The organism is Streptococcus parasanguinis (assembly GCF_001074805.1).
Taxonomy (GTDB): domain Bacteria; phylum Bacillota; class Bacilli; order Lactobacillales; family Streptococcaceae; genus Streptococcus; species Streptococcus parasanguinis_A.
The window spans coordinates 25,975-41,055 of record NZ_JUPI01000053.1 but is presented as its reverse complement, the minus strand read 5'-3'; the positions used below and the strand labels follow the sequence as shown (position 1 = coordinate 41,055).

Sequence of the window (15,081 nt, the reverse complement as noted above, 5' to 3'; positions counted from 1 at the left end):
TCCTATTTTACTTTTAATGACATTTTAAATGATTATTGGTCTCAAACATTATCTAAGAAAGAACGTCTATTTTATTATCCATTGTATCTCTGGTGGCAGATTACAGCAATTTTACCTTTAAGGCCAAGAGAATTTCTTTTAATACAAAGAAACTGTTTAACCGAGAAAGATGGAAAATATTTTCTTACATTAAGGAGAAATATAATCAAAGGAAGGGATCGACTTGTTGCACATAAAATTTCTGAAGATTATACTTTGAATACTTATGAAATTACTAATTCATTAGCTTCTGAAATAAAGACTTACCTCAAACTTACGGAAAATAATAATTCTACTAAATTAGATACATTATTTGTGACTGATCCTCATTATAACCGTTGGGGTCGTCGAACAGGTGTTAATAACCGATTTTTAACTTACACTAATCTCAATACTATTTTGAGGTATTTTTTTAATGAGATTATTTCTCAAAAATACGGTTATCAAGTTAATTATTTTAGTTTTCCAGCTAGATTAGATGAAAACGAGATTAATTTGATTCATATTGGGGATACGAGACACATTGCAATGATCAATTTAATTGCAGAAGGGGCTAGTCCTGTTACAGCTATGCTTTTAGCTGGTCATGAAGATGTGACAACTTCATCTCACTATTTTTCAAATTTAAGCCAATTTATTGAATGTCGTAGTTATCAAATGTATCGTAAACTAACGAGTAAGAATACGAATTACACCATAAGTAAGAGACAGCCATTTTATACAGCACAAGGACAATACATCACTTTAGAAAATAAAGGACGGTGTTACTCACCCCGCTTTGCGAAAGGTGATTATTCAGATTGTCTGAAAGTTATTAGTGAGCATGCAGAACTAGGTGCTTGTACGAGCTGCCCTTTTTACCGTAAAGCAGGTAAAGATTATTTTTCAATGGATAAAACATTTAAAAAGTCAGTTGATGAAAAAGCTATGGTTGTAGATGAAGCGATTAGAAAAGTTAGGCAAGGGAAAGGTCATATTGAAGATATTGGAGAAGCTTTGTTGAAATTAAAAACAGTTAGCAATACCTATCAAGATTACTTAAATGCTAAACAACTATCTTTAGAGGAGAATAAGTCTAATGGCTAGAAAGAAATCAATTTCTGATGATGAATTGATTCATTTGTTTGAACAGTATTTAATTTCCCAGTGTTCCTGTGATTTAAGCTTGGTAAAAATCCCTCGGTTTGGTGACTATGTTAGGAATAATGGCTATCAAAATGTTGCGGATACAACCATTAGACGTAATAAAAGATTCAGGGATTTTTTAAAAGAAAGTGAAATTAAATACCAAGATGAAAATTATGAAGCTGTAATTACTTATAAGACCATAGATCCTGACAATTTTATGGCAAAAAATCGTGCTCCAGGTGCTATGAAAAGAGCATTGGTGGAAATTAGCCAATACTACAAGAAAATAGCAAACATTGCGGCCAGCTATAAACAAGAAGCAGATAAGTTACGTAGTTTAAATTCTGAACTACAGTCAACTAATGAAGATTTAAAACAGAAGCTACAAAGAGAAAATGAGTTAAGTGATGAGAATCAAAAACTATTACAAATAATCAAAACAAGTGTCTATCCAGAAATTGCGAATGAGCTTTTAAAAGAAGAAGGATTGTTAAAATATTCTCAAAAGGTTATCAGTGAGGATTTCCTAGCAGACAATATCATCACCGCTGATTCAGAAATAGATTTTCATTCTGGTGGTCTTATTGAACAAGAAAATCCTCAAAAATCAACTAAAGTGGTTTCTATTAAAAACTTACTAGACAGCAAAACTAATTATAAATGAGGAAAGAAATGAACAAGAAAGTTAAAGATAATCCAGCTATTTACATGTACTGGGATCAAAAACGAAATGTTCTTGACCCCAAAAAATTATCGTCAAATAGTTTAAAATATGCCTATTGGTCTTGCCCTTATTGTCAACACCATTGGGAAGCGAAAATCATTGATGTGCAGCTTGACAGTTATGAATATCTTAGGTGTTGCCCCCATTGTGGATTAGGTGAACGTTCCATTGATGAAAATGAGAGCGTCCTTCAGGTTTATCCCGATTTCAGAAATTATATAAACTACAGCATTGAGCGAGATGAAGAATTAGATGAGAAACTTCTTACCTTGCCGTTCAATAGTAAAAGAAAATTCAATTTTAAATGTCCGACGTGTCAATTAAGAGCGAACATTTAAACAAATTTAAATTTAACGAACTGAAGCTGAGTTACAATATAACAGTACCTATCCATTGGGAATGTGATAAGTGTCATTGCAAATTTGAATTATCTATTGATAGATTATTGAACCGAATTAAAAGAAGTGGTCATTACTGTTTGGAGTGTCATTCTTCATTTGAAGAGTTATTGGATAAAGATTTTGATGTTTCTCCTCTATCTTTTTTAAATTCTTCCATGCTCAAGGAGTGGTCTAAAAGGAACAATAATACACCTAATCAAGTTGATGTATTATCTAATGTTCATGTGTTATGGGAATGTACGAATTGTCACGGAGAGTATTCATGCTCACTATTTGAAAAAACAGATAGGTCTTGTCCATTTTGTTCAAATAGAGAAAAACTTCAGGATTTTAATACACTAAATGAAACACATCCCTATTTGAGGGAATTTTGGGACCTCAGTAATGAAAGGGATTTTTCCGAATATTGGTTTAAGTCAAATAATGTAGTTAGTTGGGTTTGTCCTTGTTGTAAAATCAACTTTCAATGTAGCCCAGCCGAAATGATCAGTCGAACCGATTTAGAAAATCAAAACTTTCAAACATGTCCCAATCAATGTGACTGGAGGACTGAGGTATTTAAAAATAATATTTTCCTTAAAGAACCAAAACTCATCAAAGAATGGAGCGATAAAAATAAAATTCCTATTCATTTATCTCAGACAACAATAGAAACGAAAAAATATTGGTGGGATTGTTCAAAGTGTCATGGGACATATTTATGTTCTATCCCAATTCGAAGAGAAGTTTCTCAGTGTTGTCCTTTCTGTAACAACGATAAGCCTCTGAATGGGTATAATACATTTGATTATTTGTACCCTGAACTAGCAAAATTGTGGGCACCAAATAATAAAGTCTCAATAGATAGTTTTGTTCCATTATTAACTGAAAAAAGGTTTTATTTATGGCGCTGCAAAGAATGTAACTTCGAATTTCATGAGCGCTTCAGCATTATATTAAATAAGTATTTAAATTCCGAGACAAAAGATCTTAAAGAAATGTGTCCATTTTGTGCAGAATTAAAAGAAAGACAAGATAATATCTCATTTGAAGATTTGATGAACGAGTGGGACTATCTTAACAATCTTATTCTAGGGGATCCAGAAAGAATCCCAAATAATACGCAATTAAGATTTTGGTGGATTTGTAAGAATAATCCAGAGCATCGTTATAGAATGGCTATTGTAGATAAGATTGCAAATGTAAAACGATCTATCGAGCCATGCATATTTTGTAAAGGGCGTAGACGAAAAAGAGAACATTTTGTTCCTTATAGGAAAATTTAAAAAACAGGTTCAAATTTGAACTTGTTTTTTATCATAGATTTTTATAAAGTACATTATTTTAAAAGATTGTATTTTTAGTTTTCAAGTAGATAGTGTACAGAATTTTAGTATGCGAAAGATTTAGTTTTCACGGGAATAAAGTACATTATTTCGAGAAAAATTTTTTCCAGTTAACTCAAAGATCCTCTATAACATCTTTCCGAAAAACTATAATTTTCTTGAAAAATATATCTGGCTATGCTATACTACTAGTATAGAAAGATTTGGAGAAAAACATGAAACGCGAGATCTTATTAGAACGCATCGATAAACTCAAACAAGTCATGCCTTGGTACGTCTTAGAATATTACCAATCAAAACTGGCCGTTCCATATAGTTTTACGACCTTATACGAATACTTAAAGGAATACGATCGATTTTTCACCTGGGTCTTAGAATCTGGTATATCAGATGCTGACACCATGGCTAATATCCCTTTAGAGGTTCTGGAGCACATGACCAAAAAAGACATTGAATCCTTTATCCTTTACTTGCGTGAACGTCCTCTGCTCAATGCCAATACGACGAAAAACGGGGTTTCTCAAACAACCATTAACCGTACCCTTTCTGCACTTTCTAGTCTGTATAAGTATTTGACTGAGGAAGTTGAAAACGAGCAAGGGGAACCTTATTTCTACCGTAATGTCATGAAGAAGGTTGCTACCAAGAAAAAGAAAGAAACTTTGGCGGCCCGAGCTGAAAATATCAAACAAAAGCTCTTTTTAGGTGATGAGACAGAAGGTTTCCTGAACTATATCGACCAGGAGTACCCTCAAACACTCTCCAATCGTGCCTTATCCTCCTTTAATAAGAATAAAGAACGAGATTTAGCCATTATCGCACTCCTTCTTGCCTCTGGTGTCCGTCTTTCTGAGGCAGTTAACCTAGATCTTCGAGATCTTAACCTTAAAATGATGGTGATTGATGTTACTCGAAAAGGTGGAAAAAGAGACTCAGTCAATGTGGCTGCCTTTGCTAAACCCTATTTAGAGCAATATCTTGCTATTCGAGACAAACGTTATAAGACAGAAAAGACTGATACAGCTCTCTTTCTAACTATGTATAGAGGTGTTCCAAATCGTATCGATGCTTCTAGTGTTGAAAAAATGGTCGCCAAGTATTCAGAAGACTTTAAAGTCCGCGTAACTCCCCATAAACTGCGCCATACTCTTGCAACCCGTCTCTATGATGCAACCAAATCCCAAGTTTTGGTCAGCCACCAGCTAGGACATGCTAGCACACAAGTTACCGACTTGTATACGCATATCGTTAATGACGAACAGAAAAATGCCTTGGATAGTTTATAAAATACATAACATAAATTATGTAATATTTAGCGTTAATAAAAGAGCGTAGGATTTTTTATGAAATCTTACGCTCTTTTATTCTTTCTATAAAAATTCAATCCAATAATTACGGTGTGGCTCAATAATGACTGGTTTTCCCCAAAATGATTTTAGATAGGCCAAGTTTGCAGGGGTGACCGGTCTTTTTTCATCATTGAATTTCTCTGCACTCTCTTCCGTTAGAAAGCATTTAACAGCTTCATATGGTGTACCATCGCCCGCTATTCGATCAATTCCTAAATAAGCAATTTCATCACCGGCTTTTGGAATATCTGTAAATAGTTTACCAATAAAATAAACCGTCTTATCTTTCATTAATTCATAAGCCTTACTATTTTCCAGTCTGTTATTCGCTGCAGCGTACATAATACAAAAACTATCCACAATATCTTTCAAGGGCATTAATTCTTCTTTGCTGACGATAATTTCGTCGGGAGCAAGTCCACCAATGATTAAGTTTTGATAATGAGGTTGCTGGATGACATTATCTAAAGCCATTCCTAATGGTAGTTTGACAGTTTGATATCCTAATGGTTCGAGCTCTTGCTTTTTCTGGTCAAGGTGTTCTTGTGTAATACTGATATTCAAATCATATGGACTTGAAGGTTGTTGCTTGCTAAAAAAAGCCACTACTATACGATCTAACTGTTCAAATAGACCAAGTTTTTCCACTGGAATTTTCATCATCGAATATGATCCCCTTTTTTGTTCAGATTTCCTCTATATTCTACTCTCATTATTTTTGAATATCAAGAAAAGAGGCCGTTTCATGAACTAACTTTTGATGATAAATCTTAAAAATTTTTGTTTGACATGATCTTTTTTTTCATCAGCCTATACCTCATGAATAGCTACCTATAAAAGATAATGTAGAAAATCAAACCATTCTTCAGCCATGGACTAGTTGAGTTTTACCACTTCGTCAGCTTTTTCCCAAATTACTGGATTATGGGTTGCAATAATGATTATACGATCTTGATTCTTTAACATTAAGAGCAAGTCCATCACCTCTTGTGAGGTTTCTGGATCCAGTGCTGCAGTTAGTTCATCTGCCAAAATTAAAGGTGGATCTTTTAAAATAACTTTAGCTAATGCGACACGTTGCGCCTCTCCCCCCGATAATTCATAAATCTTTTGATCCAGAGCAAGGTAAGCCAATCCTACTTTTTTGAGCACTTCTTCTTCTTGTTGCTTCTTCTCTTTTTTCGTTAATTTTTGCCCAATCAATCCCAAATCTAAATTTGTAGCGATAGTCTCGTTTTCAAGTAGGCCAAAGTTTTGAAAGAGATAGCCTAATTCATGCTTAAAGAAGTGATGCTGTTTGATTTGTTTCAGTTCTTGCCCTTTATAGCTTATACTCCCTTTTTCATAAGGCTCTATCTTCGCCAAGATATTGAGCAAGGTTGTTTTACCACACCCACTATTTCCGATCAGAGCATAGACCTTACCTTCTGTAAATTGCAAGCTCAAATCTTGAAAGACCGTTCGTTGTCCAAATGATTTGGTTAAATGTTCTACGCTAATCATATTAGGCTCCTTTCAGTACAGTGGCTAACAAGTGATCTTCTTTATGAGACCGATACAGGAGAATGAACCAAGCATTAGTAATAAATAGCAAGAGAGTGACAAGAGCAATCCACCATTCCGAAGTGAGAACGAATACCAGGAGGCTTCCTAATAGTAAGAGGCTACTTTCTGAGAGCAAAATCATTTGGTGAATGTTCACAAATCCCAGACCTGCAATCTTCTTCAAGAAGATTTGTTTTCTAAACTCTTCAAAATATAGGAAATTCATAGTGTTAAAAAGAAGAACAGAGGTTGCTATACCAAAGACTCCTCCTGCAATCGCCATGAGATTTTCTATTTGTATGGATTGGGCTATTTGCTGGTAAACGTCCACTGCATAGTCGTACTGACTAACACTTTTTTCAAGATTATACTCAGCGACTAGTTTTTTACTATTCTGAAGTCCATTAAAATAAAGGTAGGGATTTAGATCGGTGAAATATGGATTCACATAGCCTCCAAAACTTTCAGGTTGAATAACCACTAAAACAGGATCTGTAAAGAATTGCTTGTAGCTGATTGGTGTGTTGTTGTAGATAAAGCGTTTTTGATGATTCGGAATATACGTTACCTGCGCCTTCATTGATAAGGTGATATTTCCTTGATCATCTCGAGGAGATAGATAATCTTCATATCGTTTGATCATCCCCTCTTCTTGACCTTTTAATTTTTCTGGAAGTAAGAGACCAAATTCTCCTGCTTGTAAGTGATTTAAGTGATCTTTTACTTCATGAGAAACTGGTACACCTTGGATTTCGAGGTAATTTGGAGTTACATAGAGAGTTCGTGCAAGTGGATCGTAATCTGTGATTGAAAACTCTTTACCTGTACTAGGATCCGTCATAACTCCTTTTGAACTAAAAAATACGAGATGATGATAAGCTAAAAGACCACCATTTTCAATACCAGACTCGATGAGCTTAGACCATTTTGCTCTGTTCTCAATTTGCGTCTCTTTGTTTGTTTTCTGTGAAAAATCCTCCCGATTTTCACCAATTTGGACCCAATTCGACTGTTTTGACCAAGCCTCACTTCCCTCTTGGTAAGTTTGCCAGACCGATCCATAAATACTGATTCGATGAACCGCAAGGCCAATTAGTGCAACAGCGAGAAATTGACAAATAAAGAGGAAAACCAAAATGCGCTTTAATGGAACCTTTCCTTTTAAAAGGGGGACTAAATGAATCGTTTGAATACTATATGCAAAAATGAAGGATAAGATAGCAGATAAAATAAGTAACATCCCATTGTAAATGATACTACTTGAAATGATGACGGAATAGGTAAAAGGTGTTAATTGGAAAGAATAAATCAAAACCGCACCCATTATACTTGCGACAATACATCCAAAAAGCAACTCTATACTATCATCTTTTAAGGAATGTCCAAAAAGTTGCAAGCGTCTCATTCCTGAGATATATCGAATCCCAGCGCTTCTCATTTCAAGTGTTTTTTGTATAATCGTCAAAGCGCTAAAACTAATGATAAAAATAACCAAGGCAAGTGATTGTGAACCTGAGCCAAAAAAGGCAATAAAGGTCTGCAGAGGATTTGGTTTCTCTATAAAAGTTTGTGAGAAACCAAGAGTATGAAGCGTTTGATCCAGCTTTTCAGTTTCTAAATCACCTGTTAATACATAATAATTCACTACCAGGCTTTTATTGGCAGCCAGTTCTTTCTTCTCTCTTTTAATTCCAAGAGGAAGTTTTCCCTCTCCGTAGATATCATAGGTGAAAACAACCTGCCCTTTAGAATCTGTTCTTTGTATCTGACGGGCAATTATACTATGATTTTCCCTTGCCAAACGGTCTAAACTGGAAGATAACTCTTCATATGTGACGCTCTTTTCTCGTCTCAGCACACCTACTACCGGACGACTGCTGTGGACAACCGTATTTGGAGAAATAAAGGCAATCCAAATCAAAAAGCTAGAGATGAAAAGGTTTGATAAAATAATAAAGACACGTTTCATATCATCACACTTTCTAAAGCAGAAAAGGAAAGTAATACCTAGCTAGTCAATTAATTTCGTTGTTTAATAATTACTGAGTTTTATAAATTATAGTTACATTCTTTGTAAACGAATACACTTTTCCACCTTTACTATACTACAAAATCCTTAGTAAAACAATAATTTCTATGTGAAACTAGTTTCAAAAAAAGATCCGCTTCTGCGAATCTCTTATGACTTTATTCCACCACAGCCTCAGCAATTTCTTTTGCAGTGATTCCTGCGAAGTAACGACCTAAGTTAATGGTTTGTAGGGCTTTAAGAACGTCTTCGCGTTCGTATTTGACACCACGAAGGACATCTTCTACTGCTGCAACATCTTCGATACCAAAGAAGTCTCCATAAATCTTGATGTCTTGGATTTTGGATTCAATAACATTCGCGAAGATTTCCACCTTACCGCTAGGGAATTTAGTGCCACGACGGACATTGTATTCAGGGGACTTCCCATAGTTCCAATCCCAGGTACCGAACTTGGTTTCCTTAATACGGTTAATCTCCGCCAATTCTTCATCTGAGAAGACATATTCTGTCATCTCAGGATATTCTTTCTTCATGTAGTCCAAAAGTAGGTCACGGAACTCTTCAACAGTGATCTTTTCTGGCAACTCATCGATAATATTAGTTACTCGAGCACGGACTGATTTAACCCCTTTTGATTCAAACTTATCTTTAGACACTTTAAGTGCGTTAGATAGGACTGACAAATCCACGTCAAAGAGAAGACAACCATGGTGCATGATCCGTCCATTGATATAGGCTTGGGCATTGCCACAGAATTTCTTACCGTCGATTTCCAAGTCGTTACGGCCTGTAAATTCAGCTTTAACACCAAGTTCAGCTAAAGTATTGATAACTGGAGTAGAGAAGCTCTTGAAGTCAAAGGCCTTGTTTTCATCTTCTTTTGAAATGATGGTATAGTTAAGGTTGTTCAAATCATGGTAAACAGCTCCACCACCACTGATCCGACGGACCACTTCAATTCCATGCTCCCGAACGTAGTCACGGTTGATCTCTTCAATGGTATTTTGGTGACGACCTACAATGATAGATGGTTTGTTAATCCAGAGAAGGAAGATTTGATCCTCATCCAATAGATGCTTAAAGGCATACTCTTCTAAAGCAATATTAAAAGCAGTATCATTTGAATAATTAATAATGTATTTCATAGTAATTCCAAAAAATTCGTTTTATAAATCCTACTCATAGCAGGATGAGCATTAGACAGAAATAGTTGAATTTCACTTAATTTTCTGAAGTAGTAAAAAGAAATGTAACGATAACTCGTTACATTTCTCGGAAAAATTGAGACTAGAGGCTCAATTTTTAGGCATGGAACTCTAAGAGAGGTCGTTGCCGTCCGTACTACTTTAAGAAAATCTAATTGAAATAATAATATTATTTCTTCTTAGGTGAGTGAACTGCCAAGCCAAGTACATCCGCAAAGGCTTCGTACATCACTTCTGAGAAGGTTGGGTGCCCATGGATGGTCTTGAGCATTTCTTCTACAGTGATTTCCATCTCAATGATGGTAGAAGCTTCGTTGATCAATTCAGCAGCTGCTGGACCAATGATGTGAACCCCAAGAACTTCACCATATTTCTTGTCTGCAATGACTTTTACAAATCCTTGAGCCGCATCTGATGCAATGGCACGTCCGTTAGCTGCAAAGTTGAATTTACCGATTTGGACATCATATTTCTCACGAGCTTGTTCCTCTGTCAAACCAACAGCCGCAACTTCAGGAAGTGTGTAAATAGCTGCAGGAGTCAAGTTCAATTTAGCAACATGGTGATTTCCTTTAAGAGCATTTTCAGCCGCTACTTCACCCATACGGAAGGCAGCGTGGGCTAACATCTTCGTACCGTTGATATCACCTGGCGCATAGATACCTGGAACAGATGTTTCCATGTATTCATTGACCTTGATACGACCACGATCCAATTCAAACTCCACTTCACCGATTCCTTCAAGATCTGGAACACGACCGATTGAAAGAAGAGCTTTATTTGCAATGATATCGTCTTTTCCTTCAACCTTGATACGGAGTTTGCCATCTTCTTCAATGATTTCTTGCAGTTTCGTATCAGTCAATATGGTCATTCCCTTACGTTCAAGGATCAAGCGAAGGTTCTTAGATACTTCCGCATCCATTGCTGGGACAATGCGATCCATCATTTCGATGACCGTAACCTTAGAACCAAAGGTCATGAAGGCTTGACCAAGTTCGATACCGACAACCCCACCACCAATGATCACAAGGCTTTCTGGGACTTCATTCATATCCAAGATGTCATCACTCGTCATTACAAGGGATGATTCCATGCCAGGAACGTTGATTTTGCTTACTTTTGAACCACCAGCAAGGATAATCTTCTTAGTTTCAAGTAACTCAGAATCATTGACCAAAACATTCTTATCTTTCGTAATGGTACCGATACCCTTATGAACATCAACTCCGTAGCTACGAAGAAGTCCTGCAACACCACCAACCAAAGTATTTACGACCTTGTTCTTAGTTTCAAGAACCTTGTCCATATCCACTGTGAAGCTAGGATTGTCAATGATGATCCCACGATTTGCCGCATGGCCGATATTCTCAATAATTTCAGCGTTGTGGAGGTAAGTCTTAGTTGGGATACATCCGCGGTTCAAGCAAGTTCCACCAAGTTCAGATTTCTCAACAAGAGCAACTTTACCACCCAATTGAGCTGCCTTGATAGCAGATACGTAACCAGCAGGACCACCACCGATCACTACGATATCATAAGCATCATCGCTCTTATTGTCATCATTTGAAGCACTTGCTGCAGCTGGCGCTGGACTTGCTTCTGGTGTTGCTGCTCCAGCTGTTGGGATGTTTTCTCCTTCCTCACCAAGATAACCAATCACTTCTGTTACAGGAACAGTCTCGCCGTCCCCTTTTAAGATAGCAATCAAGTAGCCATCTTCTTCAGCTTCCAATTCCATGCTGACTTTATCTGTCATGATTTCAAGGAGAATTTCTCCTTCTTTTACAAATTCGCCGACTTTTTTATTCCACTGAACGATTTGTCCTTCGGTCATATCTACGCCGGCTTTTGGCATAATTACTTCTAAGGCCATTTTATTTCCCTCTTTTTCTTGTTTCTATTCTCTCTCGTTGATTAGACCAACATTGAAATCGGGTCTTCAATCAAGGCTTTCAAGTCTTTCATGAATTTGGCACCAGCCATACCATCGACAACGCGGTGGTCAATGGTCAAGCCCAAGCTCATGATTGGACGAATGACGATTTCACCATTAACTACAACTGGTTTTTCAACAGTTGCGCTAACCCCAAGAATGGCAGAGTTTGGTTGGTTGATAATCGGTCCAAAAGATTGAACGCCAAACATCCCCAAGTTACTGATAGTAAAGGTTGAATTTTGCAATTCGCTTGGTGCTAATTTACCGTCCAAGGTACGTCCGATAACGTCCTTGAAGGCTACCACCAACTCTGATAAAGTCATCTTTTCTGCGTTATAGACAACCGGTGTCATCAGCCCATTGTCCATCCCAACCGCCATAGCCAAGTTGACATAGTTGTGAGTGATGATGGTTTTGCCATCTTCTGTTAATGACGCATTGATGTATGGATGTTTCATCAAGGTCTTAACAACCGCAAGAGAAAGCAAATCTGTTACAGTGACTTTCTTGCCAGTCGCTTCCATGATTGGATCCAATACTTTCTTACGAAGGGCTAACATTTGAGACATATCAACGTCATAGTTCAAAGTAAAGGTTGGTGCTGTCAAATAAGATTCCACCATCCGTTGAGCAATCACCTTACGCATTGGTGTCATCGGAATTCGCTCGATTTCACCATAAAGTGTTACATTATCAGGAGCCTCTTCTACCTTCTCAATTTGAGCAGGTGACTTAATGGTATCCTTCTCAATATTTTCAGGAAGAAAAGCAAGGACGTCCTTCTTCATGATCTTACCACGATGACCAGTTCCTTGGATTTCTTGCCAAGCAATGTTGTGTTCTAAAGCAATTCGTTTTGCAAGTGGTGAAATGCGAACCACATTTGTGTCTTTATATGTTTCCACGTCTTCTTTGTGGACACGACCGTTTGCGCCTGAACCAGAAACATCATAGAGGTTGATCCCAAGATCATCCGCTAATTTTCTAGCCGCAGGAGTCGCTCTTAGCTTATCATCAGCCATGACCTCTCCTATTCTATTATAAGATACTAAGGGCGTCAAAAGTCAAAGTGAAAATAGGAAACTTGACGAAGAAACTTTAGTTTCTAGGAAAGTTTATCTTTTTCACACAGACTTTAGCCCGAGTTCAATTTTATGATGCAAAGGGCGTTTAAAAGCGACCGAAAAATAGGAAATCGACACAGACTTCGATGAAGTCAAGGAGATTTATCTTTTTTCCGAGCTTTTAGCCCGTGCTCTAATCTAAGATAACAAGGACGCAGAGAACTTTGTACCTAAAAAGATACAAAGTTTCCTCGTCTAATTTAAATGATATTACATAATTTATGTTATGTATTATTCTTTGTTATACGTTTTACGAATGGCATCTTTGATGCTTTCAACTGTTGGAATCATTGCATTTTCAAGGTTTTGTGCGTAAGGCATTGGCACATCTTCCCCCGCACAACGGCGGATCGGTGCATCCAAGTAATCAAATGCTTCTGATTCAGAAATGATAGCTGAAATTTCACCGATATAGCCACTTGTTTTGTGGGCATCATTGACAAGGACTACTTTTCCTGTCTTCTTGACAGAATTAATGATGATCTCTTTATCGAGTGGGACCAAGGTCCGTGGGTCTACTACTTCTACTGAGATGCCTTCTTCTGCCAATTCTTCAGCTGCTTGCATCACGCGACGAAGCATTTTCCCGTAGGTTACGACAGTGACGTCAGTTCCTTCGCGTTTGATTTCTCCGACACCAAGTGGAATCGTGTAGTCTGGATCAACTGGCACTTCCCCTTTTTGGTTGAATTCTGATTTATATTCGAGAATGATAACGGGGTTGTTGTCGCGAATAGAAGACTTAAGCAGTCCCTTCATATCCGCTGGCGTACCAGGAGCAACAACTTTCAAACCAGGAATATGGGTGAACCATGATTCCAAAGATTGGGAGTGTTGAGCTGCAGATCCAACTCCGTTACCGGCAGCACAGCGAATGGTCATCGGTACTTGCCCTTTTCCACCAAACATGTAGCGCGTCTTCGCAGCTTGGTTGACGATAGCATCCATGGCAATCACTGAGAAATCCATGAAGGTCATATCAACGATTGGGCGAAGTCCGGTCATAGCTGCACCTGCCGCTGCACCTGAAATCGCAGCCTCAGAAATCGGACAGTCACGGACACGTTCTGGACCGAATTCCTCAAGCATTCCTACTGAAGTTCCGAAGTCTCCACCGAAAACTCCGACATCTTCTCCCATCAACAATACATTTTCGTCGCGACGCATTTCCTCAGACATAGCAAGGATAATGGTATCGCGGAAAGACATTAATTTAGTTTCCATAATTCTCTACTCCCCCTTAGTCTGCGTAAATATCTTCGAAAGCTGATTCGAGTGGAGGGAATGGGCTTTCTTCCGCAAATTTCACTGAAGCTTCAACGGCTTCTTTCACTTCTTCTTGAATCTGATCCAATTCTTCTGCGCTCGCAATTTCATTTTCAAGGAGATACTTGCGAAGGTTTTCAATTGGATCTTTCTTCTTCCACTCTTCGACTTCTTCACGGGTGCGGTATTTACCAGGGTCAGATGAAGAGTGACCAAGCCAACGATAGGTAACACTTTCAATCAAGACAGGACCTTTACCAGAGCGGACGTGTTCAACAGCTTTTTGGAATCCTTCATAGACATCGATAACATTGTTTCCATCAGGAATAAACATTCCAGGAATGCCGTAAGCAGCACTACGTTCGTGGATATGCTTGACATTAGTCATTTTCTTGATGTCAGCAGAGATTCCATAACCATTATTAATACAGTAGAAAATTACTGGTAGGTTCCAGATGGAAGCCATATTGACCGCTTCGTGAAAGACACCTTCATTGGTTGCACCATCTCCAAAGAAGCAGACAACAATCTTACCAGTCTTATGCATTTGTTGAGTAAGGGCAGCCCCTACAGCAATCCCCATACCACCACCAACGATCCCGTTGGCACCAAGGTTACCAGCATCCAGGTCAGCGATATGCATAGAGCCTCCCTTCCCTTTACAAGTACCAGTATACTTGCCTAGGATTTCAGCCATCATGCCATTCAGGTCGATACCTTTAGCGATCGCTTGACCGTGACCACGGTGGTTAGATGTCAGCAAATCGTCATCATTTAAAGCCAGCATCGCTCCAACGTTAGCCGCTTCTTCCCCAACAGAAAAGTGCGTCATTCCTGGCACTTTCCCTTTTTTTACTAACTGTGCAATTTTTAAGTCCATGCGACGGATTTCTTCCATTTTACGGAACATTTCCAATAAGAGACTTTTATCTAATGTTGCCATCATTTCGCCTTTCTTAGCATTTATTCATTCTCTTTCATTCTAGCCAAAAATGAAAGCACTG

General features: G+C 37.8%; 13 protein-coding genes. 5 read left to right on the top strand and 8 right to left on the bottom strand.

Annotated elements, in window-relative coordinates:
• From ADI76_RS03860 to xerS, 5 genes are all read left to right on the top strand, one after another.
• Positions 1-1,125 (top strand): hypothetical protein (locus tag ADI76_RS03860; RefSeq protein WP_049514832.1); only part of this gene is annotated, 1,125 nt, incomplete at its 5' end.
• On the top strand, positions 1,118-1,831 hold the full coding sequence (locus ADI76_RS03855) for a hypothetical protein (protein ID WP_006151858.1): 714 nt from the start codon (positions 1,118-1,120) through the stop codon (positions 1,829-1,831). The genes ADI76_RS03860 and ADI76_RS03855, both read left to right, overlap by 8 nt.
• 8 nt (positions 1,832-1,839) lie before the next feature.
• Entirely contained in the window at positions 1,840-2,229 is a 390-nt protein-coding gene (locus ADI76_RS11670) for a zinc-ribbon domain-containing protein (RefSeq protein ID WP_239683617.1), read from the top strand.
• A 107-nt stretch (positions 2,230-2,336) separates the two neighbouring features.
• Complete coding sequence (locus ADI76_RS03850; protein ID WP_239683616.1) at positions 2,337-3,557, top strand: zinc-ribbon domain-containing protein; 1,221 nt, start codon at positions 2,337-2,339, stop codon at positions 3,555-3,557.
• Positions 3,558-3,832: 275 nt separating this feature from the next.
• The gene (gene xerS, locus ADI76_RS03845; RefSeq protein WP_049514831.1) at positions 3,833-4,903 is read left to right on the top strand and encodes a tyrosine recombinase XerS; all 1,071 of its coding nucleotides are present in this window, start codon (positions 3,833-3,835) and stop codon (positions 4,901-4,903) included.
• A gap of 84 nt (positions 4,904-4,987) precedes the next feature.
• On the opposite strand, the gene ADI76_RS03840 is transcribed toward xerS, so the two are convergent.
• The 8 genes from ADI76_RS03840 to ADI76_RS03805 form a co-directional block, all read right to left on the bottom strand.
• Complete coding sequence (locus ADI76_RS03840) at positions 4,988-5,629, bottom strand: hypothetical protein (RefSeq protein ID WP_049514830.1); 642 nt, start codon at positions 5,627-5,629, stop codon at positions 4,988-4,990.
• Positions 5,630-5,842: 213 nt separating this feature from the next.
• Positions 5,843-6,469: a putative bacteriocin export ABC transporter gene (locus tag ADI76_RS03835; RefSeq protein ID WP_049514829.1), complete on the bottom strand. Its 627-nt coding sequence runs from the start codon at positions 6,467-6,469 to the stop codon at positions 5,843-5,845.
• Between the two features lies 1 nt (position 6,470).
• Positions 6,471-8,480: a DUF1430 domain-containing protein gene (locus tag ADI76_RS03830; protein WP_049514828.1), complete on the bottom strand. Its 2,010-nt coding sequence runs from the start codon at positions 8,478-8,480 to the stop codon at positions 6,471-6,473.
• Positions 8,481-8,698: 218 nt separating this feature from the next.
• Positions 8,699-9,688: a lipoate--protein ligase gene (locus tag ADI76_RS03825; protein ID WP_049514827.1), complete on the bottom strand. Its 990-nt coding sequence runs from the start codon at positions 9,686-9,688 to the stop codon at positions 8,699-8,701.
• 229 nt (positions 9,689-9,917) lie between these two features.
• The gene (gene lpdA / locus ADI76_RS03820; protein ID WP_049514826.1) at positions 9,918-11,624 is read right to left on the bottom strand and encodes a dihydrolipoyl dehydrogenase; all 1,707 of its coding nucleotides are present in this window, start codon (positions 11,622-11,624) and stop codon (positions 9,918-9,920) included.
• A 41-nt stretch (positions 11,625-11,665) separates the two neighbouring features.
• A complete protein-coding gene (locus tag ADI76_RS03815; RefSeq protein ID WP_049514825.1) occupies positions 11,666-12,709 on the bottom strand; it encodes a dihydrolipoamide acetyltransferase in 1,044 nt (347 codons plus the stop codon).
• 333 nt (positions 12,710-13,042) lie between these two features.
• A complete protein-coding gene (locus ADI76_RS03810; RefSeq protein WP_003011072.1) occupies positions 13,043-14,035 on the bottom strand; it encodes an alpha-ketoacid dehydrogenase subunit beta in 993 nt (330 codons plus the stop codon).
• A gap of 16 nt (positions 14,036-14,051) precedes the next feature.
• A complete protein-coding gene (locus ADI76_RS03805; RefSeq protein ID WP_049514824.1) occupies positions 14,052-15,020 on the bottom strand; it encodes a thiamine pyrophosphate-dependent dehydrogenase E1 component subunit alpha in 969 nt (322 codons plus the stop codon).
• Between the last annotated feature and the right edge of the window lie 61 nt (positions 15,021-15,081).

Bases quoted from the DNA above. Each gene is read 5' to 3' on its own strand.
- ADI76_RS03855 (WP_006151858.1), top strand. From the start codon at position 1,118: ATGGCTAGAAAGAAATCAATTTCTGATGATGAATTGATTCATTTGTTT.
- ADI76_RS11670 (WP_239683617.1), top strand. From the start codon at position 1,840: ATGAACAAGAAAGTTAAAGATAATCCAGCTATTTACATGTACTGGGAT.
- xerS (WP_049514831.1), top strand. From the start codon at position 3,833: ATGAAACGCGAGATCTTATTAGAACGCATCGATAAACTCAAACAAGTC.
- ADI76_RS03840 (WP_049514830.1), bottom strand. From the start codon at position 5,629: ATGATGAAAATTCCAGTGGAAAAACTTGGTCTATTTGAACAGTTAGAT.
- ADI76_RS03835 (WP_049514829.1), bottom strand. From the start codon at position 6,469: ATGATTAGCGTAGAACATTTAACCAAATCATTTGGACAACGAACGGTC.
- ADI76_RS03830 (WP_049514828.1), bottom strand. From the start codon at position 8,480: ATGAAACGTGTCTTTATTATTTTATCAAACCTTTTCATCTCTAGCTTT.
- ADI76_RS03825 (WP_049514827.1), bottom strand. From the start codon at position 9,688: ATGAAATACATTATTAATTATTCAAATGATACTGCTTTTAATATTGCT.
- lpdA (WP_049514826.1), bottom strand. From the start codon at position 11,624: ATGGCCTTAGAAGTAATTATGCCAAAAGCCGGCGTAGATATGACCGAA.
- ADI76_RS03815 (WP_049514825.1), bottom strand. From the start codon at position 12,709: ATGGCTGATGATAAGCTAAGAGCGACTCCTGCGGCTAGAAAATTAGCG.
- ADI76_RS03810 (WP_003011072.1), bottom strand. From the start codon at position 14,035: ATGGAAACTAAATTAATGTCTTTCCGCGATACCATTATCCTTGCTATG.
- ADI76_RS03805 (WP_049514824.1), bottom strand. From the start codon at position 15,020: ATGGCAACATTAGATAAAAGTCTCTTATTGGAAATGTTCCGTAAAATG.